Genomic DNA, 24,177 nt, shown 5'->3' on the forward strand with positions numbered 1-24,177 from the left:
CCCCCTTCCGACCGTGTGACCACGCTCATTCGAATTCTCGCCGAAAATCGGTGAAACTTGCTAACAGTCGTCCGGTAGCGTCCGGACGCGCTCGACGAGAAGTTTGCACCGCCGAAGCACACGCGCACTGGGTGGTGGGGAGGATTCGGTGGTGAAGTCGACCGGAAAGGCGGCTGCCTGTCGCAGGCTGCTGCTCGGTGGAGTGCTGGCAACCGCAGCGCTGTCCACCTCGTGTACCACGCCAGGCACCCCGACGGCGGTGAGCGCGCCCACGGTCACCGTGAACAGCGAAGACGCCTGGCATCCGGGACTGTCCATCGTGCTGCCCGATTCGCTGGCCGCGGAGTTCACCCAGCTGCAATCGAAGCTGCCCGGCCAGGTCGGCATGGCCTTGATGCCGGTCGGCGGCGGCCGGATGACGATCTACGGCGACTGGGACACCGGCATCGCCTGGTCCACGATCAAGATCCCGCTCGCCGTCGCCGCGTTGCGCCACGATCAGGACCAGTCGATCTTCGAGATGGCGCAGGCCGCGATCACGGTGTCGGACAACGACGCCGCCGAGGGCCTGTGGGAATCCCTCGGTGACGCACCGGAAGCCGCCGACGCCGTGCAGCAGATCCTCGACGAGGCGGGCGACACGGCCACCGGAAAGGCGGGCACCCGCACCGAACTCGACGGCACCGCCTTCGGTGGCACCGTGTGGTCGCTGGCCAACCAGGTGCGGTTCGCGTCGCGGCTGCCCTGCCTGCCGCAGGCCGAGGTCGTCACCTCGCTGATGGGCGAGATCACCGAGGAACAGGGCTGGGGTCTTGGCCTGCTCGACGACACCGAGTTCAAAGGCGGCTGGGGCCCCGACGACGTCACCGGGGTCTACACCGTGCGCCAGTTCGGACTGGTGCCCGTCGGCAGCGGTCAGCTCGCGGTAGCCCTTGCGGCACAAGCCGATTCGGGGTCGTTCGACGACACCACCGCGCTGCTCGACCGGTTGGCGCTGCTGCTGGCCCGGCACCTGCCGGAACTGCGCGGCGGGGTCTGCCCGCGCTGAGCGCACCGGCTCAGCCGGGAACGACCAGGCCGGATTCATACGCCAGGACCACCGCCTGGGCGCGGTCGCGCAGCCCGAGCTTCGAGAACACCTTGGAGACATGGGTTTTCACGGTCTGCTCGGCCACGAACAGCGCCGCGGCGATCTCGGTGTTCGACAACCCCTTGGCCACCAGTTCGAGCACCTCGCGTTCGCGCGGGGTGAGTGTGCCGAGCGCGGGCGCCGGGGCGGCGCGAACCGTATTGCGCCTGCGGGTGACGTCGGCGATGAGTCTGCGGGTGATGGTCGGCGCGAGCAGCGCCTGACCGTCGGCGACCACCCGTACCGCGCGCACCAATTCCTCGGCGGGCGCGTCCTTGAGCAGGAACCCGCTGGCACCGATGCTCAGTGCCTCGTAGACGTAGTCGTCGATGTCGAAGGTGGTGAGCATGAGCACCCGCACCGGCGGATCGAAATTCGCGGTCAGGATCGCGCGGGCGGCGTCGAGCCCGTTCATCTCCGGCATCCGCACATCCATCAGCACCACATCGGGACGCAGCCGCTTGGCCTCGGCCACCGCCACCTTGCCGTCGGGTGCGTCGCCGACGACGCTGATATCGGTCTGCGCACCCAGCAGGGCGCCGAAACCCTGGCGCACCATCGCCTGGTCGTCGGCGATCAAAACGGTAATAGCCACCCAACCACCCTAGTGGGTGGGCAGTTTCACCGAGACCTCGAATCCGCCGGTGAGTGTGGGCCCCGCGTGGAGTTCACCGCCGACCGCGACAACGCGAGTGCGCATGCCGTCGATGCCGTGCCCACCGCCCGCACCGGGTTGCGGCACCGTGGCGGTCGCGGCGTTGTGCACGGTCACGCTCACCTCGCCGGGGTCGACCGCCACCGCCACCTGCACCGCCGCACCCGGTGCGTGCCGCGCGCAGTTGGCCATCGATTCCTGCACCACCCGATAGACGACCAGCCCGGTCGTCTCAGGCACCGAATCCAGATCCCCGGTCACCGTCCAGTCGACCGGCAGACCCGCGCGCAGGGCCGACGCGCACAGCGCGGGCACGTCGGCGGCGCGCGGCTGCGGCGCGTGTTCGGGCAGCTGGCCGTCACTGCGCAACACCCCGAGCAGGCCCCGGATCTCGTTGAGCGCGGTGCGGGCGGTGGCGCCGATGGATTCGAATTCGGCCCGCGAGGCCGGGTCGAGGTCGGTGATCCGGTACGGCGCGGTCTGCGCCTGCACCACCACCATCGACATGTGGTGAGCGACCACATCGTGCAGGTCACGGGCGATCCGCGCCTTCTCCTCGAGGATCGCCCGCCGCGCCCGCTCGAGTTCGGTCACCTCTTCCTGCCGCTCGAGCTTGCGCCGCGAGGCCAGCAGGATCCGCACGAGATAGCCGAACAGGGCCAGCGCGCCGAACCCCATCGCCCAGCCCCACAGCGGACCGGTATCCGAGCCGGGCATGGTCGTGGCGAACAGCATCGAGGTGGCCGCCCAGGCGACGACCACGATCGGCACCGAGGCCCGTACCGCCACCGCGAACAGCAGCACGAACAGCACGATGATGTGCACGACCTGGAAGGGCAGATCGTTGTCCGCACCCGGCTGCAGGCCGATCGAGAACAGCAGCGCGGCGCCCGCGGAGATCGCCCAGCCCATCGCCGGGTTGACCCGCACGAACAGAATCGGGAAGGCCGCCAGTGCCGACAGCAGCGGCGCGGTGACCGGCGACACCTCGTGGGTCACGAACAGCGTGGGCCACGCGATGCTGTACAAAATCAGCGCGACCAGCACCGTTGCGAAGTCGAACCAGGTGCGCGCGGGTACTCGTCGCGCGGCAGGGGGCAGTGGTGCGGTCATGACAGTGAGCCTACGAACCGTCCGGTCAGCGGACCTCATACCCACGAACCGAATACGACCCCCTACCCTGGTGTGACCCCGGCGCCGGGTCTGCCACCCGTGCGCCCCGATAAACAAGTCCGCAGCGGGATGTCCGCCGCGAGACCCGCTCCTTACCGTCGGAGGCCATGAACACCCCGCTTCGCCCGGTACCCGCCGCTGTTGTGGCCCGTACCGCAGATACCGCCGCCTCCGAGCCGGCCCCCGCTCCTGCCCCCGCCGGGCAGCACCGCCGTCGTAGCGGCGTCGCCCTGTGCACGGCCGGACTGGCCATGGCAGCGGCGGTGGTCATGTCGGCACCGGGCGCCATGGGTGGCACCACGCCGGAAGCCACCGAGAACGTGGTGGCCGCCGCCGCGGTGCGGGCGCTCACCGACGACAGCCCCGACGCGACTTCGCTGATCCCGCGCGACTTCGGCTACAAGTTCGGCTACGACCCCGCGCCGCAGGAAGGCCTGCTGGTGAACCCGAACGGCGGCTGTTCCTCGCCGGTGACGCTGCCCGCCGAGTTCGAGCCCGCCTGCAGGGCCCACGACCTGGGCTACGACGTGCTGCGCTACGCCGAGCGGGTCGACGAACCGCTGGGCGGGTGGGCCCGCCGCTCGGTGGACGCGGCGCTGAACCGGCGTATCCACGCGGCCTGCGAGCTGCGCGACGACGAGTTCTCCCGCGCCCGCTGCGCCGTGATGGCCGATATCGCGTTCACCGCCGTGGACGTGAACTCGCGCCGCCAGGAGTACGGCGCACCGGTGGTCGAGAACGTCTTCGCCCAGACCGACCCGGCCGACCGCCCCAACCTCTGGCCGCTCGCACGCACGGTTCTCGGCCTGTTCGCGGTGACGGCGGCCTCGGCCGTGATCATCGACGCGCTGCGCAAGGTACGTCGCCGGTTGGCGTGATCCGGTTGCCGAAAACTAGAACATGTCCTAGTTTTCACACATGGCTCTAGTCATCGACGAAACGATCGAAATCGACGCCCCTGCCGCGAAGGTGTGGGAGGTGCTCACAGATTTCGAACGCTACGGCGAGTGGAACACCTTCTGCTACGAAGCGTCGAGCACCCTGGAACCGGGCTCGGCCATCGACATGAAGGTAAAACTGGGCAACAACCGCCGCCCACAGCGCGAATGGATCCGCACCCACACCCCGGGTGTCGAGTTCAGCTACTCGATGTCGCCGGTACCCCTCGGCACCCTGCACAGCCTGCGCTCACACACCGTCGTACCCCTCGGCCCCGACCGGTGCCGCTACGAGTCCCGGTTCACCCTCGCCGGCTGGTTCAGCCCGGTGGTGGCCTTGGCACTGGGCAAGCATCTGCGCTCTGGCTTCGCCGCGATGACAGCGGGCGTCGGCCGCCGCGCGACCGCGTAACCGAAAAGCGGGGCGTGCCAGGTTCTTTCGAACCGGCACGCCCCGCTCGGTTGAGATCTCTCAGACGCCGCTCGGGCTCGGCAGCGCGCCACGCGCCGCTTCGTAGGCAGCGCCAACCCGGTACAGGCGGTCGTCGGCCAACGCCGGCGCCATGATCTGCAGACCCACCGGCAGGTTGTCGTCGGCCGACAGACCCGAGGGCACCGACATGCCGGGGTGGCCCGCCAGGTTGGTCGGCAGGGTGCACAGGTCCGACAGGTACATGGCCAGCGGGTCGTCGACCTTCTCGCCCAGCTTCCACGGGGTGAACGGGCTGGTCGGCGAGACCAGCACGTCGACCTTTTCGTAGGCGGCGTCGAAGTCGCGCGCGATCATCGTGCGGACCTTCAGCGCCTGACCGTAGTAGGCGTCGTAGTAGCCCGCCGACAGCGCGTAGGTGCCGATCATGATGCGGCGCTTGACCTCCGGTCCGAAACCGGCCTCACGGGTCAGCGACATCACCTGGTCGGCGCTGTGGCTGCCGTCGTCACCGACGCGCAGGCCGTAGCGCATGGCGTCGAAGCGCGCCAGGTTCGACGACACCTCCGACGGCATCACCAGGTAGTACGAGGACAGCGCGTACTCGAAGCTCGGGCACGACACCTCGATCACCTCGGCGCCCAGTTCCTTCAGCACCGCGACCGCGGCGTCGAAGGAGGCCAGCACGCCGGATTGGTAACTGTCGGAATGCAATTCGCGCACCACGCCGACGCGCACGCCGGTCAGGTCACCGTTGGCACCCTGCTTGGCGGCCTCGACGACGGGCGCCACCGGCACATTGCGCGAGGTGGAGTCGCGCGGGTCGTGCCCGGCGATCACCTCGTGCAGCAGCGCGGTGTCGAGCACGGTGCGACCACACGGACCACCCTGATCCAGCGACGACGCGCACGCGATCAGTCCGTAGCGGGAAACGGTGCCGTAGGTGGGCTTCACGCCGACCGTCGCGGTGACCGCGGCGGGCTGACGAATAGAGCCACCGGTATCGGTGCCGATGGCAAGGGGCGCCTGGAACGAGGCGAGCGCCGCCGCCGAACCACCACCGGAACCACCGGGGATGCGGGTGGTGTCCCACGGGTTGCGGGTCGGACCGTAAGCGGAGTTCTCGGTGGAGGAGCCCATCGCGAACTCGTCCATGTTGGTCTTGCCGAGAATCGGGATGCCCGCGGCGCGCAGCCGGGAGGTGACCGTCGCATCGTACGGCGACATCCAGCCCTCGAGAATCTTCGAGGCGCAGGTGGTCGGCATGTCGGTGGTGGTGAAAACGTCCTTGAGCGCCAACGGAACTCCCGCCAGCGACGAGGCGGGGGTTTCGCCCGCGGCGAGCGCGGCGTCGACCACGGCGGCGGCGGCGAGGGCTTGGTCACCCGCGATGTGCAGGAAGGCGTTGAGCTCACCGTCGACCTTGCCGATGCGATCCAGATGCGCCTGGGTGACCTCGGTGGAGGACACCTCGCCGCCGTGGATCTTGGCCGCCAGCTCGCTCGCCGACAGCTGGGTCAACTCCGTCATTCGCCCTCTCCCAAGATCTGCGGAACCAGGAAACGCTGTTCTTCCACGGCGGGCGCCTGGTCCAGCGCCTGCTCGGGGGTGAGGCCGGGTGTGACCGCATCGGGCCTGGTCACATTGGTCGTCGGGTTCGGCGACGCGGTGGCGGGGACGTCGGCGGCGACCTCGGTGATGGTCTGCACGTGGCTGAGGATCGAATCCAGCTGACCGGCGAACTGGTCGAGTTCGGCGTCGGTCAACGCCAGCCGGGACAGCCGGGCGAGGTGAGCGACCTCGTCGCGGGAGATTGCGGGCACCGCGGGACCCCTTTCGGCTTCGGTGGGCAGTATCGGTACAGCCTAATTGGCGACCTCTACTGGTTTCGACGCGCCCGCCCCCGCACGCCGGACGCACCCGCCTCGCACGAAAGTTCGCGCATGTCGCGCCGGTGGGGTCATACTTCGGGTCGAGAACCCGCGTTCAGGGGTGTAAGTATTGCTTCACCGGGTATTCGTCTCGAACAACCCCGGCCGGCAAGGAAAGGAACGCACGTGTCATACCTGCTCCGCGTGCAACTTCCGGATCGACCGGGAAGCCTCGGCTCCCTCGCACTCGCTCTCGGCGGGGTCGGCGCGGACATTCTCTCGCTCGATGTCGTGGAACGCGGCGCCGGCTTCGCGATCGACGATCTCGTCGTCGAAGTCCCCACCGGCGCACTGCCGGACACCCTCATCACCGCCGCGGAATCGGTGCGCGATGTACACGTCGACTCCATTCGCCCCTACTCCGGCGTGCTCGACACCCACCGCGAGCTCGAACTGATCGATCAGGTCGCCAGCGCCCGCGACGACCGCCTCCAGGTGCTCGTCGACGGCTGCCCCCGCGTGCTTCGCGTCGGCTGGTCCACGATCATCGGCATCGGCCCCGCGGGCGCCTACCGCATCGTCGGCAGCCCGAGTGCCCCTGAGACACAAGCTGGTTCGGCGCCGTGGATGCCCATCGAGAAGCCGATGTGGCTCGACGGCGACGCCGACTGGGTGCCGGAGATCTGGCGCGACATGGACACCAAACTCGCCGCCGCACCGCTGGGCAACACCGGCAGGGCGCTGCTTCTCGGCCGCCCCGGTGGGCCCGACTTCCGCCCGTCGGAAGTGGCACGGCTCGGCTACCTCGCCGGCATCGTCGCCACCGTGCTGAACTGATCGGGTCAGCGCAGCGCGAGCCGCATGACGAACAGCTGCAGCCCGTCGTGGGTGGCCCAATCACGTTCGGGGACACCGACGAAGCCGAGCCGCTCATAGATCCGGTGCGCGTCGACCATCGAGAACATGGTGGTGAGCGCGACCGCTTCGAAGTCGCCTGATTTCGCCTCGTCGATGACGGCGCGAACCAGTTCGGTGCCCACACCGAGTCCGCGCGCCTGCTTCGACACCGCGAGCATGCGGAACTCGAGTTCACCGGGCTGGGCGATCTCCGCATAGCGCGTGCCGGGCTTCGCGACAGTGAGCGAGCCGACAACCAGCCCGTCGTGCACGGCGACGAGGACCTCGGCATCGGCCGCCCGGTGGGCGACGTCGGCGAGTTCCCGAACGTAATCGTCGCCGTCGGGGACGTAGCCGTCGCCCACGTACACATCGACGGTCAGCCCGGCGATCGCGTCGTATTCGTCGGGGTGAGCGGGGCGGATCAGAAGTCCGGTGGTCTGGTCGTCAGTGCCGTGCATCCCGAAATGATCCCATTCGGACGCTTGTGAGCTCCGACTCACCCATGCCTGGGGAGGCCGGTGAGGTCGCTCAGGAGCCCAGGTAGGGGCGCAGGCCCGGGTGCTCGGCGTGCCAGTCGTCGGGGTTGTGGGGTGGGTAGGCGATGGCGAGGTGGTCGCCGGGGGCGGGCCAGTGCGCGGCATCCCAGGCGAAGCGGCGATAGACCACCTTGCCGGCGATCGAGGGGCCGGTGACGGTGCCGGTGATCGTCACATAGTGCTCACCGATCATCGCGGGCAGCGGGCTGACACCGGTCACATAGAGCGACCCGTGCTCCAGGTTCGCCCTACCCCGGCCGGTCCGTCCGGCGACAACGGCACCGATCGTCACCGCCAGCATCGTCACCAGCGCTGCCGCCATCACCACTTCGAGCATGAGCCCATGCTAGGCCCGGCTACAGCGGCGTGAGCTCGCTGACCCCCTGCTCCCGGCGCACCTGCCAGACGGCGGTCCGGGTGCGCTGGGAGCGTCCGTTGCCGCGGTCGATCAGCGCGCGGTCGGCGGTGGTGTAGATCAGTTGTGCGCCACGGGAATTGGTCTCCGGGTTCTGGAACAGCTGGACGAGGCGGTCGGTTTCCTCGACCGGCAGGCCGACGCCGAGATCGTCGACCGCGAGCACCTGGCCGGTGTCGAGGGCTTCCAGCATGGCGGGCAGCACGCGCAGCAGCGAGCGGGTGGCGGTGGATTCGTCGGCCAGTTCGAACGGCACATCGATGCCCTCGTGCACCAGGCTCAGCCCCGCGCCGCGACGGTCGACCATGCGCCGGTACAGCGCGTCGCGCGCGGCGCGAAGAGTGCTCAGCTCGCGTTCCACCAGAATCTGCTCGGGGTGGTCGAGATGACCTGCCAGCGCACCGATTTCGGCGTCGAGATCACGCAGGTAGTCCGCGTACATCGGATCGTGTTCGGCGACGAGCAGATCCTCGATCCCGAGATCGGCTGTGCGCAGCAGCATCAGCAGCCGTGCCGCGTTGTCGGGTGAACGGGAGATGTGGCTGCCGAGGTCGTGCGCGAGCGCGTCGGCCTCGACATCACCCTGCTGCACAGCCAGATTCGCCGCGAACCACCGATACGCGGGCACCAGCGCCTCGGCATACATCTGCCCCGCCAAGCTCAACAGCAACGCGTTCGGCCGCAGCAACGGCACCAACGCCGCCACCCCGTATCGAGCCGCCTCGAACATCGGCCCGATCTTGACCTCGTCACCGTTGCGTTCGAACACGATCCGCTTGCGCGACCGGGGATGGGTGTACAACCACTCCGCGACCACATCGGCGTTGTCGAGCCGGAACCCGTAGGTATAAGGCACGCCCTCGGCCACGAACCCGGCGACGAATTCCGTTGGGCGATCAGCGAACCCGAGATGCGGGCTTCGCACGGGGCCAGCGTAGGGATCCCACCCGCTCACGGAATTCAGTACCGCGTCCCGCATCTGCCCGAGCGCATCGATCAAGCTCGTCTTCCCAGCGGCCGCCACCCCGTGCACCGCCGTCACCGGCACCGCCAACGGCCCACCGGCCCCCTTGGTCAGCCGCAATTGCTGAGCCTCCGCCAGCGATCCGTGGTTCGTCACCTGAAAACTGCGCAGCAAAGGTCCGCCTCTCCGAGATTCTTCGCAAGACTAGGGGACGTGGGGGTCTGCCGACGCGGCAGGCCAGTCGAGCTATCCGCCCGGGTCCGGCCGAACGGCAGCTCCCATCCCGGGCGTGTTCCGTTCGGACGCACTAAGGTGCTGTGCACTGTGGCTGGTCGGTCGCAGGTTCAGTGTTCGGCAGCGAGGATGGGTGCGCGTCATGGCGGTTCGGGTGTTTGTTCGCGGAGTTGTCGTTGCTGCGGTGACCGCAGGAGCGCTCGTTCCCGCGACGCTGCTCACTGCGCCCAATGCGATGGCTGATCCGTGCCCGACGGGGACCGCGCGCGTGTTCCTCGGGAACTCGACCAATTCTTGTCAGGGTGCGGGGTCGGTGTCCTACACCGAGGCGCCGGTGTCGAAGGTGTGCTCGATGACCAGCACCGATGTGACGGTCGAGATCCAGACCAACATCAAGAAGCGGCCGCTGCGCACTCAGGAGCTCAGCAACGGGCAGTGCGCGTCGTTCGATATGAAGACCCAGATCGGCAACACGGTCACCGTCACCCCGAACTGACGCGGGCCCGACGTCGCGACCGGCTACTCCTCCACGACCGGTTCGGCTCTGACCGCATCGGGGCCTGCCTCGAGCAGTAGCCGAAAGCCGTCTTCGTCCAGGATCTGGACGCCGAGTTCTTCCGCCTTGGCCGCTTTCGAACCGGGCGCATCGCCGATCACGACGAACGCAGTCTTCTTCGATACCGAGCCTGCCGCCTTGCCGCCGCGAACGAGGATCGCTTCCTTCGCGCCGTCGCGGGTGAAGGTTTGCAGCGAACCGGTGACGACGATCGACAGTCCCTCCAGGTTGCGTTCGATGGATTCGTCACGCTCGTCCGCCAGCCGCACGCCGGCCGCTCGCCACTTGTCGACGATCGCGCGATGCCAGTCGACGGTGAACCATTCCACGACCGCGGCGGCGATAGCCGGGCCGACGCCGTCGGTGGCCGAGAGTTCCTCTCCCGTCGCGGATTCGATGCGCTCGAGACTGGCGAATTCGGCGGCCAGCGCGCGGGCGGCGGTCGGGCCGACATGGCGGATCGACAGGGCGACGAGCACGCGCCACAGCGGAGTGTCCTTGGCGCCGTTCAGGTTTTCGAGCAGGCGGGCACCGTTGGCCGAGAGGGCGCCGTCCTGTTTGGTGAACAGCGGCACGCCGAGCAGGTCCTGCGCGTCGAGGGCGAACAGGTCGCCTTCGTCGGTGATCGCACCCGAGGTGAGCAGGGCGTTGGCCGCTTCGTAGCCGAGTGCTTCGATATCGAAGGCACCGCGGCCTGCCAGGTGGAAGACGCGTTCGCGCAGCTGGGCGGGGCAGTACTGCTGGTTGGGGCAGCGGATGTCGGCGTCGCCCTCCTTGGCGGGGGCGAGTTCGGTGCCGCATGCGGGGCAGTGCGTCGGCATCACGAATTCGCGTTCGTCGCCGGTGCGGGCATCCACGACGGGGCCGAGGACCTCGGGAATCACGTCACCGGCCTTGCGGATGGTGACGGTGTCACCGATCAGCACGCCCTTGCGCTTCACTTCGGCGGCGTTGTGCAGGGTCGCCATCGCGACGGTCGAGCCGGCGATCGGGACCGGCGCCATCACCGCGAACGGCGTGACCCGACCGGTGCGGCCCACGTTCACCTCGATGTTCAGCAGCGTGGTGGTGGCCTCTTCGGCCGGGTACTTGTAGGCGATGGCCCAGCGCGGGGCCCGGGAGGTGGAGCCGAGGCGGCGTTGCAAGGCCATCTCGTCGACCTTGATCACCTGGCCGTCGATCTCGTGCTCGATGTCGTGGCGGTGTTCGCCCCAGTAGGCGACCCGCTCGATGACCGCGTCGATGCCCTTGACCAGGCGGGTGTGTTCGGAAACCGGCAGGCCCCAGGCGGCGAGTGCCCGGTAGGCCTCGTGCTGGGAGTCCGGGCGATAACCCTCCATGCGGCCGAAACCGTGGCAGATCATCCGCAGCCGGCGCTGGGCGGTGATCGCGGGATTCTTCTGGCGCAGCGAACCGGCGGCCGTATTGCGCGGATTCGCGTACGGCGGTTTGCCCTCGGCGACGATCTGGGCATTGAGAGTCTCGAAATCCTCGACCCGGAAATACACCTCGCCGCGCACTTCGAGAATTTCCGGGATCGGGAATTCCGCCGTCGGGGTGAGCTCGGCGGGGATGTCTTCGATGGTGCGCGCGTTGAGGGTGACGTCCTCGCCCGTACGTGCGTCCCCACGCGTCGCGCCGCGCACCAACTTTCCGTTCTCGTACACGAGGTTCAGCGCGACGCCGTCGATCTTGACCTCACACAGATAGTGCAGATCGGCCCCCGCCTCCGCCTCTACCCGGCTCGCCCAGGTACGCAGCCCCTCAGAATTGAACACATTGTCCAGCGACAGCATCCGCTCGAGATGATCGACCGCCGTGAACTCGGTCGCGAACCCACCGCCGACCAGCTGGGTGGGCGAATCGGGCGTCCGCAGATCCGGATGCGTCTCCTCGAGGGCCTGCAGCTCGCGCAACAACGTGTCGAACTCGCCGTCTGTGATGATCGGCGCGTCCCGCACGTAGTAACGGAACTGATGCCCACGCACCTCGTCGGCCAGCTCTTGCCACCGCACCCGCTGCTCGGGGGTAGCCGCCTCGGCACTCACGGAATCCGCGCTGTCACTCACTTCCCGCACCTTAGTCGAGCCCACCGACACATCCGACGACCGTTCCCGCACGTCGCAGGCTTATTCCGGCGCAATGACCTCGACCGTGGGGAAGTAGGTTCGGTACCTCGCCGCATCACGCGTGAGCAGTCGGTACCCGCTGATCGCGGCGTGGGCGCCGATGTAGAAGTCGGGCAGCGGTGATCGCTTGTCGCCACCCCGCCGACGGTAGGCGAGGAAGGCTCTGGCCGCGAGGAAGGCCGCGTCCCATGGCAGCGGCTCACGGTCGAAGGAATGGGGCGGCAATGCAGCCTCCACTGATTCCTTCGTCGCGTAGCCGATCGAAACCTCCGCGTAGATCAGCGGATTGATCACCACGCGGCCGGCGTTGCGCGCGGCAGACAATTCGGATGCCGACCATTGTTCCCACGTGGGGTCGCCGTCCAGCACGTCGATAAGCACGCAACTGTCGACCAAGGTCGCACGCCGCAGCGCGGTGACCGATTCAGTCACGCAACAGCGCCATGATCTCGTCGGTCGTCAGCCCTGCGACTTCGGGATTGTCGAATCGATGCCGACGCATCTGCCGAACGAGCCGCTCGCCGGGACTATCCGCGCCGCCGCTCACCACGATGCGCAACGTGCCGCCGTCTTCGATGACATCGAGCTCATCTCCTTCTTTCAGATTGAACCTCGACCGCAGCTCGGCAGGGATGGTCACCTGACCGTTCGCATTCATCCGCATGCCAGCCTCCACCTAATAGACAATGACGTAATAGATGATAACTCCGCAGGTCACCTGATGGAACACCCCTATTCGAAGGTGATCGACTCCGGTTCTTCGGCGAAGGCGCGGGCTACGTCGGTGGTGAGGGCCAGAGCCTTGCGGGCCCACGGCAGGGGTGCGCCCGCGAGGCCGCAGGAAGGGGTTACCAGGATTTGGGTGGCCAGGGTGGTGCGGGGGAAGCCGAGGCGGTCGATGAGGCGGACCGCGGGTTCGGCGATGTCGCGCCAGGTGGCCGGAGCCGTGGGCGGGGTGGTGGGGGTCAGGCCGAGGGCGATCTTCTTGCCGGAGTCGATGATTTCGCCGAGGGCGTCGAGGTCGGCGGTGGTGATGGCCGCGGCGTCGAAGGAGATCGCTGCCGCTGCCGTGCGGCCCAGGGTGGTGAGCGGGGGGCGGGAAGCACAGGTGTGCAACAGGACTGGCGAGGATTGGGCGTTGATGACGGTGTCGAGGATGTGCAGGGTGTCCGGCTCCGGCAGCGCACGGATGGTGTTCAGGATGCTGGGACCTTGCAGGGCGCCCTCGAGAACCGTGTTCAGCCGAGGTTCGTCGAGCTGGATGATCACCTCGGCGCCCAGTCGTTTGCGGATCTCGGCGGCGTGGCGGACCAGCCCTTCGGCGAGGGATTCCGAAAGATCGCGTACCGCACCGGAATCGGTGAGAATGCGATGCCCGCCGGGCAGTTCCACCTCGGCGGCGAGGGTGAGCGGACCGGCGGCCTGGATCTTCACCACCCGCCCGGTGCCTGCCAAACCCGCTGTCTCCCAAGCCTCTTCGATGGCATCGAGGTCGGCGTGCAGCAGGTCCCGCGCACGCCGCGAAACACCGGTCGGGCGGGCAGCCAGGCGGTAACCGCGGGTGGTGGAATCGAAACGCAGATCGACCAGCAAAGCAGAGACACGGCCGATCATGTCGGCGCCGATGCCGCGCTCGGGCAGTTCGACCAGGTGCGGGAGGACGGGCAGTTCGCCGATGATCGTCGCGGCGGCCTCGCGCGGATCGGTGCCGGGCCACGAACCGAGGCCGGTGGCGGTGCCGCCGACGAGCAGGTCGACAGGCTCCAGCGCCTCCAGGGAATTCTCGCTTCGCCGGAGTGTCACGCGACGCCCGCGGAAACCTCGGTGCGGTCGGTGCCGTTGATGGTGCCGCTGCCGATCACGGTGTCGCCACCGTCGGCATCGGGCAGGTACAGCACGATGGCCTGGCCCTTGGCGACCCCGGTGAGCGGCTCGCGCAGCCGGGCGACGAAGCCCGCACCCTCGGGCTCGACCACCGCAGGCGCGGTCCCACCGTGCGCGCGAACCTGCACGACACACTCGACCGAGGAGGTCGGGCGAACGCCGGACGTCCAGATCGCGCGGTCGGCGGTGATGACGTCGACCTGCAGGTCCTCGACCGAACCGACCTTGACCGTCCCCGAATCGGGGTCGATCCCGGTCACATAGCGCGGCTTGCCGTCGGCGGCGGTGTGGCTCAGGCCCAGGCCCTTGCGCTGGCCGACGGTGAATCCGTGCACACCCTCGTGATTGCCGAGCACCGTGCCGTCGGAATCGACCAGCGCGCCGGGCCTGATGCCGATCTTGGCACCGAGGAAAGCGCGGGTATCGCCGGAGGGGATGAAGCAGATGTCGTGGCTGTCGGGCTTGTTCGCCACCGCCAGCCCACGCTCGGCCGCTTCCTCACGGATCCGCGGCTTCGGGGTATCACCGACCGGGAACATCGCCCGCGCGAGCTGCTCGGCGGTGAGCACCGCCAGCACATAGGACTGGTCCTTGTCGGCGTCGACAGCGCGACGAAGGACACCCTCGTCGAGCCGGGCGTAGTGCCCGGTGACCACGGCATCGAAGCCGAGCGCCTGTGCGCGGTCGGCCAGCGCGGAGAACTTGATCTTCTCGTTGCAGCGCAGGCACGGGTTCGGGGTCTCCCCCGCGGCGTAGGCGGCGACGAAGTCGTCGATCACGTCTTCCTTGAAGCGATCGGCGAAATCCCAGACGTAGAACGGGATTCCGAGCACATCGGCCGCGCGGCGCGCGTCACCGGCGTCCTCCTTGGAGCAGCAACCACGCGATCCGGTCCGCAACGTGCCCGGGTTCGCCGACAGCGCCAGATGCACCCCGACCACCTCGTGCCCCGCGTCCACGGCCCGCGCCGCGGCCACCGCGGAATCGACACCACCGCTCATCGCAGCGAGAACTCTCATCAGGCACCTCCTCTAGCGCCGGCCAGGCCTGCGGCTCTGGCCCGATCGATGACCTGCGGCAGCACGGTCAACAGTGTTTCGACATCGGCTCCGGTCGAGGTGTGACCGAGCGAGAAGCGCAGCGAACTGCGCGCCTGCCACGGTTGCACACCCATCGCGATCAGCACATGGCTGGGCGAGGCGACCCCCGCGTTGCAGGCCGAACCGGTAGAGCATTCGACACCGGCGGCGTCGAGCAGCATGAGCAGCGAGTCACCCTCGCAACCGGGGAACGTGAAGTGAGCATTGCCGGGCAGCCGATCCGTCGGGCCGTTGAGCACGGCCTCCGGCACCGCCGCCCGCACACCGTCGATCAACTGCTCGCGCAGCGCCCGCAACTGCTGAGCGCGCGCGGGCAGGTCGGCGACGGCATCGCGCAGCGCGGCGGCCATCCCGATCGCCGCGGCCACATCGGAGGTACCCGAGCGCAGGTCACGTTCGTGTCCGCCGCCGTGCACGAGCGGCACACACGGCACGTTACGGCCGAGCAGCAGCACGCCGATCCCGTGCGGACCGCCGACCTTGTGACCGGCCACGCTGAGCGCGGCCAGCCCGCTCGCGGCGAAGTCGACCGGTATCTGGGTCACGGCCTGAATGGCGTCGCTGTGCATCGGGATGTCGAATTCCTGTGCGACAGCGGCCAATTCGACGATCGGCTCGATGGTCCCGACCTCGTTGTTTGCCCACATCACACTGACCAGCGCCACCTCGTCGGCATGCGCGGTGAGCACCTCGCGCAACACCTGCGCCGACACGACACCGTCGGCGTCGACCGGCAGCCAGCTGACCTGCGCGCCCTCGTGCTTCTCCAGCCACTCCACAGCGTCGAGCACCGCATGATGCTCGACCGCGCTGGTGACGATCCTGGTGCGCCGCGAATCAGCCGCCCGACGCCCCCAGAAGATCCCCTTGACGGCCAGATTGTCGCTCTCGGTACCCCCGGAAGTGAAGATCACCTCGGACGGCCGAGCACCCAGATCAGCCGCGATCGACTCACGCGCCTCCTCCAGCGACCGCCGCGCCGCCCGCCCCGAACCGTGCAGCGAGGACGCGTTACCGACCGCCCCGAGGGCAGCCGTCATCGCCTCGACCGCGGCAGGCAACATCGGAGTGGTCGCCGCGTGATCGAGGTAGACCGTCTTGGGCGCACCGTTGACCGGACCCGAATAAGCCGACTTCATGACCGACAAAGCCTATACCACCGCTGACCTGGTCATCTTCGGGGTCCACCCCTGCTTTCTACGATTTTTCGACGATTAGCCCACGATCCACAACCCGAGTGCCGGTACCGAATATTCCCCGATCCGGACCACCAGGGGGTCTACGACCAGGCCAGAGCAGGTACGGAGTCAACGCGCCGGAACCGCCATTCCCCGTAGGCGTAGCCCGTGCGAGGTGTCATATCAGACCGGATGATCCGCGCGGAATCGACGACACCAACCTGCCACCACATTTGACTCCACTCGCTGCGCTCCTGGGTGATCCGTCCGGATCCGACACTGGGACCACCCCAACACGTTGCAGCGCCAGCCAGGGCTGATTCTTCGGGTATCAGATGGCGGCATCATCCATCGTTCCAGCGGCTCCTGCTGCAACCGCAACCTCTTCGTCGAGATCGGTGCCCGCCGCGCTGCCTATGGGGAGGTCGGTTGTATCGCGACCGGTGGCCGCGTGGCCGTGTTCTCGGTTCGCCTGCTAGGTCGGGCCCTCCAGCGCCTCACCCAGTGGAAACGTGGGCACGATTGCTGTGACCAGGCATCCCCAGTGGGCGAACAATTCCTGACGTGAGTGGGATGCAGACACCATCAGCGAACGGAACTCGACATCCGCCCTGTCGACAGTGGTTTCGCAGAAGGCACATTGGTAGGACTCCATCGGGTGATCTTCTCGCGTTGCCACCCGCGACGTCATCACCTCCGGTCCGCGCACAACATGCGCCGCTACCGCACAGGCACCAAACGCGTCCGCCACCCGATTCGCAGGGCATTGCATCCGTGCTGCCACTTAGGTTCTTCCGTGCTCACCCGGACGATAAATCTGCTGGTCAACACTACTTTTTAAGAGGTGTTGCCCGCTGGTAGCACGCAAATACCGCCACCATTGCGCGGCACTCACGAAGGAGAATCAGTCATGGCAAATGTGATCGTCGACGAAATGCGGTGCCTGGCCGAAACCAACGAAGCCGGCTCGGATGACATCTACGTGATGACGTTCCGCGGCCGAATTCCGTCAAACGGCAGCGTCGCCACAGACACCGAGTTCACCGTCCACGGCGGGATCGACTACTGGGTCAATTTCAACAGCGGTGAGAGAGGTCGCCGCGGTGTCGTGCTCGCAGCGTACGACCCGAGGTCCCTCTACATTGTGCAGATGGTCGAGAAGGACAATGGCCGCGATGTCGCCGGCAATGTGCGTGAGCTGTATAAATCCGGTCTCGAGTTGGCGTGGACCGCCGCGTTGGCTCGCACGATCGGGCATTCGGCCAGTGACCGGGTCGCCGTGCTCGTCAGCTCGATCACCAGCGCAATTCGAGGACTCAACAGCCTCCACATGGAGTTTCCGAAGGGTAATGACGACGAGATCGGAGCGCCACGGCGCCTGATCCTGCCGGCGGGCAACCCCTCGGCCGTGCTGCACTTCGTTGGAGACGGCGGTCATTACCGGACCGCCGTCAAGGTGGCCTGATCAGACTGCGGCATCGCACAAGCGTTCCGGACCCCGGTGAGGCCAGGTTTGCCTCCCCGGGGTTAGGGGGTACCCCAATCCGACAGTCCCGGCATGGGACGCGATCTGAGAGTGAGACCAACGATCTACACGTCTGCGGACCGAGACCTGCAAGAATGAAGATCGATGAACGATCCGCATGGCACCAGCGGGGAACACTCGGCCGAGTCGCAAAATGAAGACCCGCCTTCAACAGACTGGGTCCGGTTTGTCCACGCCTACGGGCCTGCAGCGCCCTACGGCGCGCAGCCACCGGGCGAAGAGGCAGGCTTCTTGAGGAGACTCTTCAAGAGCTTGTTCAGGAGGAAGTAGTCACCAGTGGCAGTGGCTGACCAGGGCGCAGGGTGGGCGGCCTTCATTCATGATCAGCTTGATCGTGAGTACTCCCGTCGGGACGCCCTCAATACACGCGCCGCGGGTGCTGTCACGAGCGCGACGGGGCTAGTGACACTCGTGTTGGCGGTGGTCGCGGTGCTGAAGGGTAAGGACTTCACGCTGACCGGTGGGGCACTCGTCGCCTTGTACGTCGGGATGCTCGCTTTGCTCGGATCCGCCGTTATGGCTGTTCTCGCAGGGGTCAACTGGCGGTATCGCGTCACGTCCACCGATTCGATGCGGGCAATGCTGGTCGACCACTGGACCGACAGCGAAGTGAGCGCTAGGTACGTGTCCGCGTACTGCAACCTAGAGACAGTTACGTCGCTTCGGGCAGGCACATCCGTCAAGGCCCGTCTGCTGCTGGGTGCTGCGGCAATGCAGGTTCTGGCGATCCTGTCTATTGCTACCAGCGCGCTCATCCTCGTGGTATGAGGCGCGCTACGGGCGAAGGCCACCCGTTGTGGCCCGCAGCTCGGCGGTGAATCCGACGAGCTCAGGATCAGTGCATCACAGAGCTGTCTTGCCGCCTCGAACCTTGCCCAAAAACCATAGTTATCGGGTAACAGGGGTTGGTCACCCGCGAAGCATCACTCGCGCAAGGGAAGTGCCCACGGCGGACAATGCTGCGCGGCGCGGCGAGGAGTCCCGCCGCACCCCAGTTCGCACGCCTACGATGTGCTGGGCATGGAAGTGTCTGCGTGTATCGCCCGCCTTGTCGACACCGACTAACCCAAAGAATTACTCGGATTATTAGCCAAACCGCTTAGCATGGCTTTTACGAATCTGGTCCCCGCACCCCGATCAGTGCAGTTCGCAAGGTTGTTTCCCCGGATATCGGGCTGTCACCGGCAGTCAGAGTGTGGATTCGCTCAATACAGCAGAGTCGATCTCGCGATCTGGACGAAGGAGTACTTGGATCATGCCGGTCAATTCGCCGAACTACCCACCCGAAGGATTTCGCGATCGAGTCGTGAACGTGCAGGCCACGGGATCAATGACCGGACGGCTCAACGAGGATAACGGCGCACTCACCACGCTGGCGTTGCGAATGACGACAATGGGTGTGGGTTCGTGCGTCTGGGAAGCCCTGGCGTACCTGGATGTTATCGAAAGCCGCACCCGAACCATGGCCGACCACCTCAGCCGCGAACTAGCCGGCCTCGGCCAAGATCTGGCCGGGATCCGTCAGGCGATCGCCACGCTGTCGACGAAGCTCGATGACGCCACCGCGCAGCTGACTGCCCTCGGTGTCCGCATCCCGGCATGGACGACCGAAGAAGGTGTCCTCAGCGGTCAATGGGACGACGACATGGGAATGATTTACACGCCGAGCGCGAGCGAACTCGGGCTCGTTGTGGAACTGACGAAAGTCCAAGACCAGCTGTACCCGGCTGGGGCAGTGATCGAGATCGATCCGCCGGCTGACACATTTGTCAGCCGCGGGTCACGCGTCAAGGTAACTGTCAACTGGAGCTGACCCCGGGTATGTAGATGGCCGCGAAGGCCGCCTCCATCTCAGACCTGTCGAGAACCGGTCGTTTCCCGAACACCAAGGAGCCGCAGGAAGGTCGGGCAGGCAGAGCCTGTCGGAATCCCGCGTCCCTGCGGCCGCCTGGAAAGGTTGGGGTCCTGCGGCTACAGGAGTCCCCGAAGTTGGGACGTCACATCCGGTTCGATGCGGAGATGTATCCCGACAACCCGTCAGAAACGATGCCACGGCCGCCTTATACCTTTCTTGCGGGATCTGCCAGCGCAACGACCACGACGGAACACATCAGGACGTGCCGAATCGGAGCAGCACCTGATCTGGGCATACGTCGGGTTGTCGTGCGAACAACGAACATCGGCGGACGACACCGACCGAATTGCGAACAAACTCCGAACAGCGGATGCCGGTAGTTCGATAGACGATGGACGTGTCACACGCGGGCACAACTCGGGCGGCTACCCGAAGTCCCGCGATCGGTTCGATGATGGAAGAGAAGGCCCGACCATGGGATCGCTGCATCCTCACCCCACACCCCGCACGAGCTGCCTGCCGTCGTGGTGGTTCGCCCGATACGTCTCGGTATTCCTCTTGTTCGCAACAGCGACGGGCACCCTCGTCGTGTACGGGGTGGATCCCTGGATCGCTCTGGCGGTGCCGACGACATTGAACGCGGCCGCGCTCGGCGCGATGCGCTGGCTGGCCACCACTTCTGCCCTCGCTCCGGCGCTATCGGAGGCAGTCGGCTCGAGGTCGTGAGGGCAGCGCACCGATGGGAAGAATCCGCAAACCGATCCAAGACCCCGGCCCTGTCGGGCAGTTCGCACAGAGTCTGAGGGACCGCATGGACGTGGCTGTCCCCCGGCCGACGTTCCGGAAGATGGGTGCGATCGCGACCTACTCGCACTCGACCCTCGCGGAGGCCGCCGCAGGCAAGAAGTTCCCCACCTGGCACGCCACTCATGCGTTCCTGATCGGCTGTGGCGCAATAGAAGTCGAGATCCGAGACTGGCGAGAGCTCTGGGATCAAACGCATGCAACTCTCCTCAGCCTGTCCGGCAAGCTGGGCAAGACCGAGATCGTGTCGCCGACCACGTCACAAGCAGCGCAGTCCGTCCGCGCGGACCGACTGCGCGCTGCGCGCCCGGACCTTGCCGACCCTGATCATTGGCGACCCCGGCCGGAGCAGGTCCACACCTTCGAGGATCTGCACTACGCACTGAGCCGGATGAAGGTAGCGATCGGAAATCCTGGACTACGCACTCTTTGCCACCGGATGGCCGACTACTACTCGACGACCACCCTGTCAGACATCTTCACCGGGAAACGGCCACCCCGACTCGATGTCACCCTTCGCCTGGTGAACGCCATGTTGGATGAGGCAGACCAGGCACACCGGCTGGACGACACCGACCACATCGCCTGGGCCGCGGTGAACGAGTGGCGCGATGCGTGGAACCGCGCGGAGTTCAATCGGCAACGTCCCGACCTCACCCGACATCGTCGGCCCACCAACGTCTTCCTCCTCGCCGGCGAGCACGCCGCGGGTGGCAGCCCGACCGCGAACATCGTCGCCGAGATGGACACGGACATAGCCGCAGTCCTGCTGGCAGGACTGTCCCCGCAGGTGGCCAGCGGCATCCTCACCAGACTGCCCACCAAACAGGCTCAAGCGATCCTGACCGCCATGGAACTGCTGAATCAGCCCCCAACAACGGCCAGACCCGCTGTTGCGGGATGACCGTCGACGACATCTGTGGGCGCGGTGCGGTGAGTAGACAACGGTCTCAGGGAATCCGGAGACCACGCTGTCGCTGTGGTCAGCGAGATAGCCCGTGCCCCATGAAAGGGGAGATCAGTCAGCGGGGTGGGCAGGTATAAGTGTTCCGGAAGGACCGGAAGGATGGGCCCGGTTCCAGGTCGCGTTCAACGTGCCGCTGTGTTCATTTCAATCTCCTCGAGCGATGTTCACTGCGGCATCAGAACCGAATCGATCAGGTAGACAGTGGCGTTGGCGGTGTCGACGCCACCGCAGATCACTGCGGCGTCGTTGACTTTCAGGTCGTCACCGGAGCCGGTGACAGTCACCGTGCCACCCTGCACTGTCGTTTGTGTGCCCGCGATGGCGTTCGGCGCGATCCGGCCGGGCACTACGTGATAGGTGAGAATCTTCTCCAGTGTGGGGGTGTCGGTCTTCAAGCTCTCGATGGTGGCCGGGTCGATCTCAGCGAAGGCTTCGTCCACCGGCGCGAAGATCGTGAACTCGCCACCGTTGAGGGTGTCGACCAAGTTGACCTGTGGATTCAGCTTGCCCGAAACGGCGGCGGTGAGGGTGGTGAGGAGCGGATTGTTCGATGCCGCCACTGCCACCGGTTCTTGGGCCATGCCTTCCACCGACCCCGGACCGGTCGGGACTTGCGCGGCATATTCGGCGCAGCCCGGGCCCACCAAGTTCGCCCCCACACCGGCACCCGTTGTCGGCGACATCGGTTCCGTCGACATCGATCGCGTTGTCGTCATCGCCGCCGAGTCCGACGACGAATCATCTGACGTACAGGCCGTCAGGCCGAACAACGCCAACGCCGCCACCCCGGCTCCTGCCACACTCACTCGTACGTTGATACTCATCGCGTTCACTCTCTTCTCTTCCGACGAGGCGGCGGTCGCCACCACGATTTCCGACGGTCATCGAACTTTGTCCGTGTCACGCCAGCGGCCGAGGAGAAGGCCCGCCCGGACTCATGCGGGCTTGTGCGAGTGCAATCCGTGAGCTGATCAGAGTCGCTGAGCGGTCGCCGACATCCGGTTTGTCACTTCCAGTGATGCTAGAAGCGAAACGGACGGGATCGAGCAAACGATGCATAATTGATGCATGAAGCAGGTTTCGTCCGACTATCGCGTCTCCGCGGCCTTCGAGCTCGTCGCGGCATTCGGATAGAGGACCTCGCGGCTCTGCGCCGCGGCTCGCAGGATGCTTTCGCTGATGAAGTCGCTGAAGCGGGCCATGTTCGCGAGACGGGTGGCGGTCGGGGTGCCGCGGCCGAAGATCTCGACACCCTGCCGGGTGATCTCGGCGACCTCGGCCATGCCGCGGGCACTGTCGATGGTCGCCTGATACCAGACGTTGTCGTCGACGATGTAGCGCACGCGGCGGCGTTCATCGGTTTCGCGGCGGACGAGGCCCTGGAGTTCGAGGAGTTTGATCGCCTTGGAGACCGACGGCGGGCTGATCTGGAGCCGGCCGACGACTTCCGATGCGGTGAGACTGCCGGTGTCGGCGGTGAAAAGACAGGTCAGCACCCGGGCTGTCGTTCTGGGCATGCCCTGTTGCATGAGCATGGTGGTGAACGTTTCCTCGTAGTCGCGCACGGATTCGACGTCGCGTCCGTGGCCGGGTGCTGGGGACAGCCGCTCTCGAGGTCCTGGCTGCGCGCGCCGCAGGGCGCGGCGTTCGGTGGCGCGTTGGGCGAGGTCGGAACGATAGGCCGTTGGGCCGCCGTTGCGCATTACCTCTCGCGTGATGGTCGAGGTCGGACGATCCAGGCGCCGGGCGATCGCCGCGTAGGGGAGGTTGTCGGCCAGTCCCAGGGCGATCTGCCTGCGTTCGGCCTGGGTGAGCCTGCCTCCCGACATGATGATCTCCTTCGTTCGCGATGCCGTCACTGTAGTGACTCGGGGCACTCATCGCAACGCAACGGCCGCCTGTCGTTGCGTTATCTTCAAATCTATCGCAACAATATCTAGGCATCTAGCTGCGATGATTCGGATCAATCGCCGTCGTATTGATTGCTCAATATTGGAAAGCTACGTAGCGTTTCCAGTGTCAGGAAAGAGAGATTCACCCAGCAAGACCAGGAGAAACAGATGCGGAACAACAGCAGTGCCTCGACCGATTCGACCTGGACCGGAACGGTGCCGGTCGATGACACGGCGCTGGCCGTGACCGACACCGGTGGACCCGGCATCCCGGTGCTCTATGTCAACGGCCACGTCGCCAGCCAGCGGAACTGGCGGCCGGTGATCGCCGAGCTCGGGCCGGACTGGCGCCACATCACCTACGACATGCGGGGCCGCGGCAGGTCGAAGACCTCGGCGGACTATTCGTTCGAGACCAATGTCGCCGACGTCGACGCGGTCCTCGCGGCCCGAGATGTGCGGCGGGCGTTGGTGATCGGCTGGTCCTACGGTGCCTTCGTCGCGGCGCACCGGGCCAGTCGCAACCCCGAACGGACCGTGGGCGCGGTGCTGGTCGAGGGCGCGCAGCCGCACGACTGGATCGACGAGATCGACATCGAGGGCATGCGCAAACTGTGGCGGCGGATGAGCTGGGTGATGCCGCTACTGCGCCCGATCGGGATGGCTCCGCGCATGACCGCCGAACAGATGGCCGATAGCAACATCGAGGCAGGCGAGATCGCCCGCGAGCGTGCGCTTGGCCCGGTCATGGACAACATCAGCGTCCCGACCCGCTATGTGAACGCTTCGGGGGCCTCGTTCGGCAGCAAGGGCGACGAGCAGGAACGCATCCGCGCCAGCCTGCACAAGGTGGTCGAACGCAACCCGAACATCGAGATCCACGCCAAGGTCGCCAGCAACCACGGCAGCATCCTGCGCAAGGACTTCCGAACTGTCGCCGAGGCTGTCCGCGTGGTCGCCGAGATCGCCCGCGAGCCGCGGTGAAGATCGAACTCGGCGCCCGCTGCGTGGTCATCGCGGA

General features: G+C 66.6%; 26 protein-coding genes. 11 read left to right on the forward strand and 15 right to left on the reverse strand.

Features of this window, described 5'->3' with window-relative positions:
* Positions 1 to 151: 151 nt before the first annotated feature.
* Positions 152 to 1,048, forward strand: coding sequence for a hypothetical protein (locus tag ACFWPK_RS01435; protein ID WP_378912541.1), 897 nt, complete (start codon positions 152 to 154; stop codon positions 1,046 to 1,048).
* Between the two features lie 10 nt (positions 1,049 to 1,058).
* Here ACFWPK_RS01435 and ACFWPK_RS01440 read toward each other — a convergent pair whose 3' ends face one another.
* Positions 1,059 to 1,724 (reverse strand): response regulator, encoded by a 666-nt coding sequence (locus ACFWPK_RS01440; protein WP_378912542.1) that lies wholly within the window; start codon positions 1,722 to 1,724, stop codon positions 1,059 to 1,061.
* Positions 1,725 to 1,733: 9 nt separating this feature from the next.
* Complete coding sequence (locus tag ACFWPK_RS01445) at positions 1,734 to 2,897, reverse strand: sensor histidine kinase (RefSeq protein ID WP_378912543.1); 1,164 nt, start codon at positions 2,895 to 2,897, stop codon at positions 1,734 to 1,736.
* Positions 2,898 to 3,064: 167 nt separating this feature from the next.
* On the opposite strand from ACFWPK_RS01445, the gene ACFWPK_RS01450 reads away from it, so the two are divergent.
* Both ACFWPK_RS01450 and ACFWPK_RS01455 read left to right on the forward strand, forming a co-directional pair.
* Entirely contained in the window at positions 3,065 to 3,835 is a 771-nt protein-coding gene (locus tag ACFWPK_RS01450) for a hypothetical protein (protein ID WP_378912544.1), read from the forward strand.
* Positions 3,836 to 3,875: 40 nt separating this feature from the next.
* Positions 3,876 to 4,307: an SRPBCC family protein gene (locus tag ACFWPK_RS01455; protein ID WP_378912545.1), complete on the forward strand. Its 432-nt coding sequence runs from the start codon at positions 3,876 to 3,878 to the stop codon at positions 4,305 to 4,307.
* 60 nt (positions 4,308 to 4,367) lie between these two features.
* Here the strand turns inward: ACFWPK_RS01455 and gatA are convergent, their stop codons facing one another.
* Positions 4,368 to 5,855, reverse strand: a complete 1,488-nt coding sequence (gatA, locus tag ACFWPK_RS01460; protein ID WP_378912546.1) for an Asp-tRNA(Asn)/Glu-tRNA(Gln) amidotransferase subunit GatA — start codon at positions 5,853 to 5,855, stop codon at positions 4,368 to 4,370.
* On the reverse strand, positions 5,852 to 6,148 hold the full coding sequence (gatC, locus tag ACFWPK_RS01465; RefSeq protein WP_378912547.1) for an Asp-tRNA(Asn)/Glu-tRNA(Gln) amidotransferase subunit GatC: 297 nt from the start codon (positions 6,146 to 6,148) through the stop codon (positions 5,852 to 5,854). Before gatC ends, gatA begins: the two co-directional genes overlap by 4 nt.
* Before the next feature lie 234 nt (positions 6,149 to 6,382).
* Between gatC and ACFWPK_RS01470 the strand changes: the two genes are divergently transcribed.
* Positions 6,383 to 7,033 carry an amino acid-binding protein gene (locus tag ACFWPK_RS01470; protein ID WP_378912548.1) on the forward strand — a complete coding sequence of 217 codons (651 nt, stop codon included), beginning with the start codon at positions 6,383 to 6,385 and terminating at the stop codon, positions 7,031 to 7,033.
* A 5-nt stretch (positions 7,034 to 7,038) separates the two neighbouring features.
* On the opposite strand, the gene ACFWPK_RS01475 is transcribed toward ACFWPK_RS01470, so the two are convergent.
* The 3 genes from ACFWPK_RS01475 to ACFWPK_RS01485 form a co-directional block, all read right to left on the reverse strand.
* Positions 7,039 to 7,554: a GNAT family N-acetyltransferase gene (locus tag ACFWPK_RS01475; protein WP_378912549.1), complete on the reverse strand. Its 516-nt coding sequence runs from the start codon at positions 7,552 to 7,554 to the stop codon at positions 7,039 to 7,041.
* Between the two features lie 70 nt (positions 7,555 to 7,624).
* Entirely contained in the window at positions 7,625 to 7,969 is a 345-nt protein-coding gene (locus ACFWPK_RS01480; RefSeq protein WP_378912550.1) for a hypothetical protein, read from the reverse strand.
* A 19-nt stretch (positions 7,970 to 7,988) separates the two neighbouring features.
* Positions 7,989 to 9,167, reverse strand: coding sequence for an ATP/GTP-binding protein (locus ACFWPK_RS01485; RefSeq protein WP_378912551.1), 1,179 nt, complete (start codon positions 9,165 to 9,167; stop codon positions 7,989 to 7,991).
* Positions 9,168 to 9,429: 262 nt separating this feature from the next.
* Here ACFWPK_RS01485 and ACFWPK_RS01490 point away from each other — a divergent pair, with 262 nt between their 5' ends.
* Positions 9,430 to 9,741, forward strand: a complete 312-nt coding sequence (locus tag ACFWPK_RS01490; protein WP_378912552.1) for a hypothetical protein — start codon at positions 9,430 to 9,432, stop codon at positions 9,739 to 9,741.
* A gap of 23 nt (positions 9,742 to 9,764) precedes the next feature.
* Here ACFWPK_RS01490 and ligA read toward each other — a convergent pair whose 3' ends face one another.
* The 6 genes from ligA to ACFWPK_RS01520 all read right to left on the reverse strand — a co-directional run bounded on the left by ligA (position 9,765) and on the right by ACFWPK_RS01520 (position 16,053).
* Positions 9,765 to 11,870 carry an NAD-dependent DNA ligase LigA gene (gene ligA / locus ACFWPK_RS01495; protein ID WP_378912553.1) on the reverse strand — a complete coding sequence of 702 codons (2,106 nt, stop codon included), beginning with the start codon at positions 11,868 to 11,870 and terminating at the stop codon, positions 9,765 to 9,767.
* 60 nt (positions 11,871 to 11,930) lie between these two features.
* Entirely contained in the window at positions 11,931 to 12,362 is a 432-nt protein-coding gene (locus ACFWPK_RS01500; RefSeq protein WP_378912554.1) for a type II toxin-antitoxin system VapC family toxin, read from the reverse strand.
* On the reverse strand, positions 12,355 to 12,594 hold the full coding sequence (locus tag ACFWPK_RS01505) for an AbrB/MazE/SpoVT family DNA-binding domain-containing protein (RefSeq protein WP_378912555.1): 240 nt from the start codon (positions 12,592 to 12,594) through the stop codon (positions 12,355 to 12,357). The genes ACFWPK_RS01500 and ACFWPK_RS01505 overlap by 8 nt, the downstream gene beginning before the upstream one ends.
* A 68-nt stretch (positions 12,595 to 12,662) precedes the next feature.
* Positions 12,663 to 13,733, reverse strand: a complete 1,071-nt coding sequence (locus tag ACFWPK_RS01510; RefSeq protein WP_378912556.1) for a methionine synthase — start codon at positions 13,731 to 13,733, stop codon at positions 12,663 to 12,665.
* On the reverse strand, positions 13,730 to 14,833 hold the full coding sequence (gene mnmA, locus ACFWPK_RS01515; protein WP_378912557.1) for a tRNA 2-thiouridine(34) synthase MnmA: 1,104 nt from the start codon (positions 14,831 to 14,833) through the stop codon (positions 13,730 to 13,732). The genes ACFWPK_RS01510 and mnmA overlap by 4 nt, the downstream gene beginning before the upstream one ends.
* The gene (locus ACFWPK_RS01520; RefSeq protein ID WP_378912558.1) at positions 14,833 to 16,053 is read right to left on the reverse strand and encodes a cysteine desulfurase family protein; all 1,221 of its coding nucleotides are present in this window, start codon (positions 16,051 to 16,053) and stop codon (positions 14,833 to 14,835) included. Before ACFWPK_RS01520 ends, mnmA begins: the two co-directional genes overlap by 1 nt.
* 949 nt (positions 16,054 to 17,002) lie before the next feature.
* Between ACFWPK_RS01520 and ACFWPK_RS01525 the strand changes: the two genes are divergently transcribed.
* The 5 genes from ACFWPK_RS01525 (at position 17,003) to ACFWPK_RS01545 (ending at position 21,201) form a co-directional block, all read left to right on the forward strand.
* Positions 17,003 to 17,557: a hypothetical protein gene (locus ACFWPK_RS01525; protein ID WP_378912560.1), complete on the forward strand. Its 555-nt coding sequence runs from the start codon at positions 17,003 to 17,005 to the stop codon at positions 17,555 to 17,557.
* Positions 17,558 to 17,914: 357 nt separating this feature from the next.
* Positions 17,915 to 18,406, forward strand: a complete 492-nt coding sequence (locus ACFWPK_RS01530; RefSeq protein ID WP_378912561.1) for a hypothetical protein — start codon at positions 17,915 to 17,917, stop codon at positions 18,404 to 18,406.
* Between the two features lie 487 nt (positions 18,407 to 18,893).
* Complete coding sequence (locus ACFWPK_RS01535; protein ID WP_378912563.1) at positions 18,894 to 19,451, forward strand: PASTA domain-containing protein; 558 nt, start codon at positions 18,894 to 18,896, stop codon at positions 19,449 to 19,451.
* A gap of 516 nt (positions 19,452 to 19,967) precedes the next feature.
* Entirely contained in the window at positions 19,968 to 20,219 is a 252-nt protein-coding gene (locus tag ACFWPK_RS01540; RefSeq protein WP_378912564.1) for a hypothetical protein, read from the forward strand.
* 121 nt (positions 20,220 to 20,340) lie between these two features.
* Complete coding sequence (locus ACFWPK_RS01545; protein WP_378912566.1) at positions 20,341 to 21,201, forward strand: hypothetical protein; 861 nt, start codon at positions 20,341 to 20,343, stop codon at positions 21,199 to 21,201.
* 227 nt (positions 21,202 to 21,428) lie between these two features.
* Here ACFWPK_RS01545 and ACFWPK_RS01550 read toward each other — a convergent pair whose 3' ends face one another.
* Both ACFWPK_RS01550 and ACFWPK_RS01555 read right to left on the reverse strand, forming a co-directional pair.
* Complete coding sequence (locus tag ACFWPK_RS01550) at positions 21,429 to 22,088, reverse strand: fasciclin domain-containing protein (protein WP_378912567.1); 660 nt, start codon at positions 22,086 to 22,088, stop codon at positions 21,429 to 21,431.
* A 264-nt stretch (positions 22,089 to 22,352) separates the two neighbouring features.
* A complete protein-coding gene (locus tag ACFWPK_RS01555) occupies positions 22,353 to 23,093 on the reverse strand; it encodes a helix-turn-helix domain-containing protein (protein WP_378912568.1) in 741 nt (246 codons plus the stop codon).
* A gap of 231 nt (positions 23,094 to 23,324) precedes the next feature.
* On the opposite strand from ACFWPK_RS01555, the gene ACFWPK_RS01560 reads away from it, so the two are divergent.
* A complete protein-coding gene (locus ACFWPK_RS01560) occupies positions 23,325 to 24,140 on the forward strand; it encodes an alpha/beta fold hydrolase (protein WP_378912570.1) in 816 nt (271 codons plus the stop codon).
* Positions 24,141 to 24,177 lie beyond the last annotated feature (37 nt).

The organism is Nocardia sp. NPDC058519 (genome assembly GCF_042719755.1).
Taxonomy (GTDB): Bacteria; Actinomycetota; Actinomycetes; order Mycobacteriales; family Mycobacteriaceae; genus Nocardia.

Bases quoted from the DNA above. Each gene is read 5' to 3' on its own strand.
- ACFWPK_RS01550 (WP_378912567.1), bottom strand. From the start codon at position 22,088: ATGAGTATCAACGTACGAGTGAGTGTGGCAGGAGCCGGGGTGGCGGCG.
- ACFWPK_RS01450 (WP_378912544.1), top strand. From the start codon at position 3,065: ATGAACACCCCGCTTCGCCCGGTACCCGCCGCTGTTGTGGCCCGTACC.
- ACFWPK_RS01560 (WP_378912570.1), top strand. From the start codon at position 23,325: ATGCGGAACAACAGCAGTGCCTCGACCGATTCGACCTGGACCGGAACG.
- ACFWPK_RS01480 (WP_378912550.1), bottom strand. From the start codon at position 7,969: ATGCTCGAAGTGGTGATGGCGGCAGCGCTGGTGACGATGCTGGCGGTG.
- ACFWPK_RS01455 (WP_378912545.1), top strand. From the start codon at position 3,876: ATGGCTCTAGTCATCGACGAAACGATCGAAATCGACGCCCCTGCCGCG.
- ACFWPK_RS01520 (WP_378912558.1), bottom strand. From the start codon at position 16,053: ATGAAGTCGGCTTATTCGGGTCCGGTCAACGGTGCGCCCAAGACGGTC.
- ACFWPK_RS01475 (WP_378912549.1), bottom strand. From the start codon at position 7,554: ATGCACGGCACTGACGACCAGACCACCGGACTTCTGATCCGCCCCGCT.
- ACFWPK_RS01505 (WP_378912555.1), bottom strand. From the start codon at position 12,594: ATGCGGATGAATGCGAACGGTCAGGTGACCATCCCTGCCGAGCTGCGG.
- ACFWPK_RS01555 (WP_378912568.1), bottom strand. From the start codon at position 23,093: ATGTCGGGAGGCAGGCTCACCCAGGCCGAACGCAGGCAGATCGCCCTG.
- ACFWPK_RS01545 (WP_378912566.1), top strand. From the start codon at position 20,341: ATGGGTGCGATCGCGACCTACTCGCACTCGACCCTCGCGGAGGCCGCC.
- ACFWPK_RS01445 (WP_378912543.1), bottom strand. From the start codon at position 2,897: ATGACCGCACCACTGCCCCCTGCCGCGCGACGAGTACCCGCGCGCACC.
- ACFWPK_RS01540 (WP_378912564.1), top strand. From the start codon at position 19,968: ATGGGATCGCTGCATCCTCACCCCACACCCCGCACGAGCTGCCTGCCG.
- mnmA (WP_378912557.1), bottom strand. From the start codon at position 14,833: ATGAGAGTTCTCGCTGCGATGAGCGGTGGTGTCGATTCCGCGGTGGCC.
- ACFWPK_RS01535 (WP_378912563.1), top strand. From the start codon at position 18,894: ATGCCGGTCAATTCGCCGAACTACCCACCCGAAGGATTTCGCGATCGA.
- ACFWPK_RS01525 (WP_378912560.1), top strand. From the start codon at position 17,003: ATGGCAAATGTGATCGTCGACGAAATGCGGTGCCTGGCCGAAACCAAC.
- gatA (WP_378912546.1), bottom strand. From the start codon at position 5,855: ATGACGGAGTTGACCCAGCTGTCGGCGAGCGAGCTGGCGGCCAAGATC.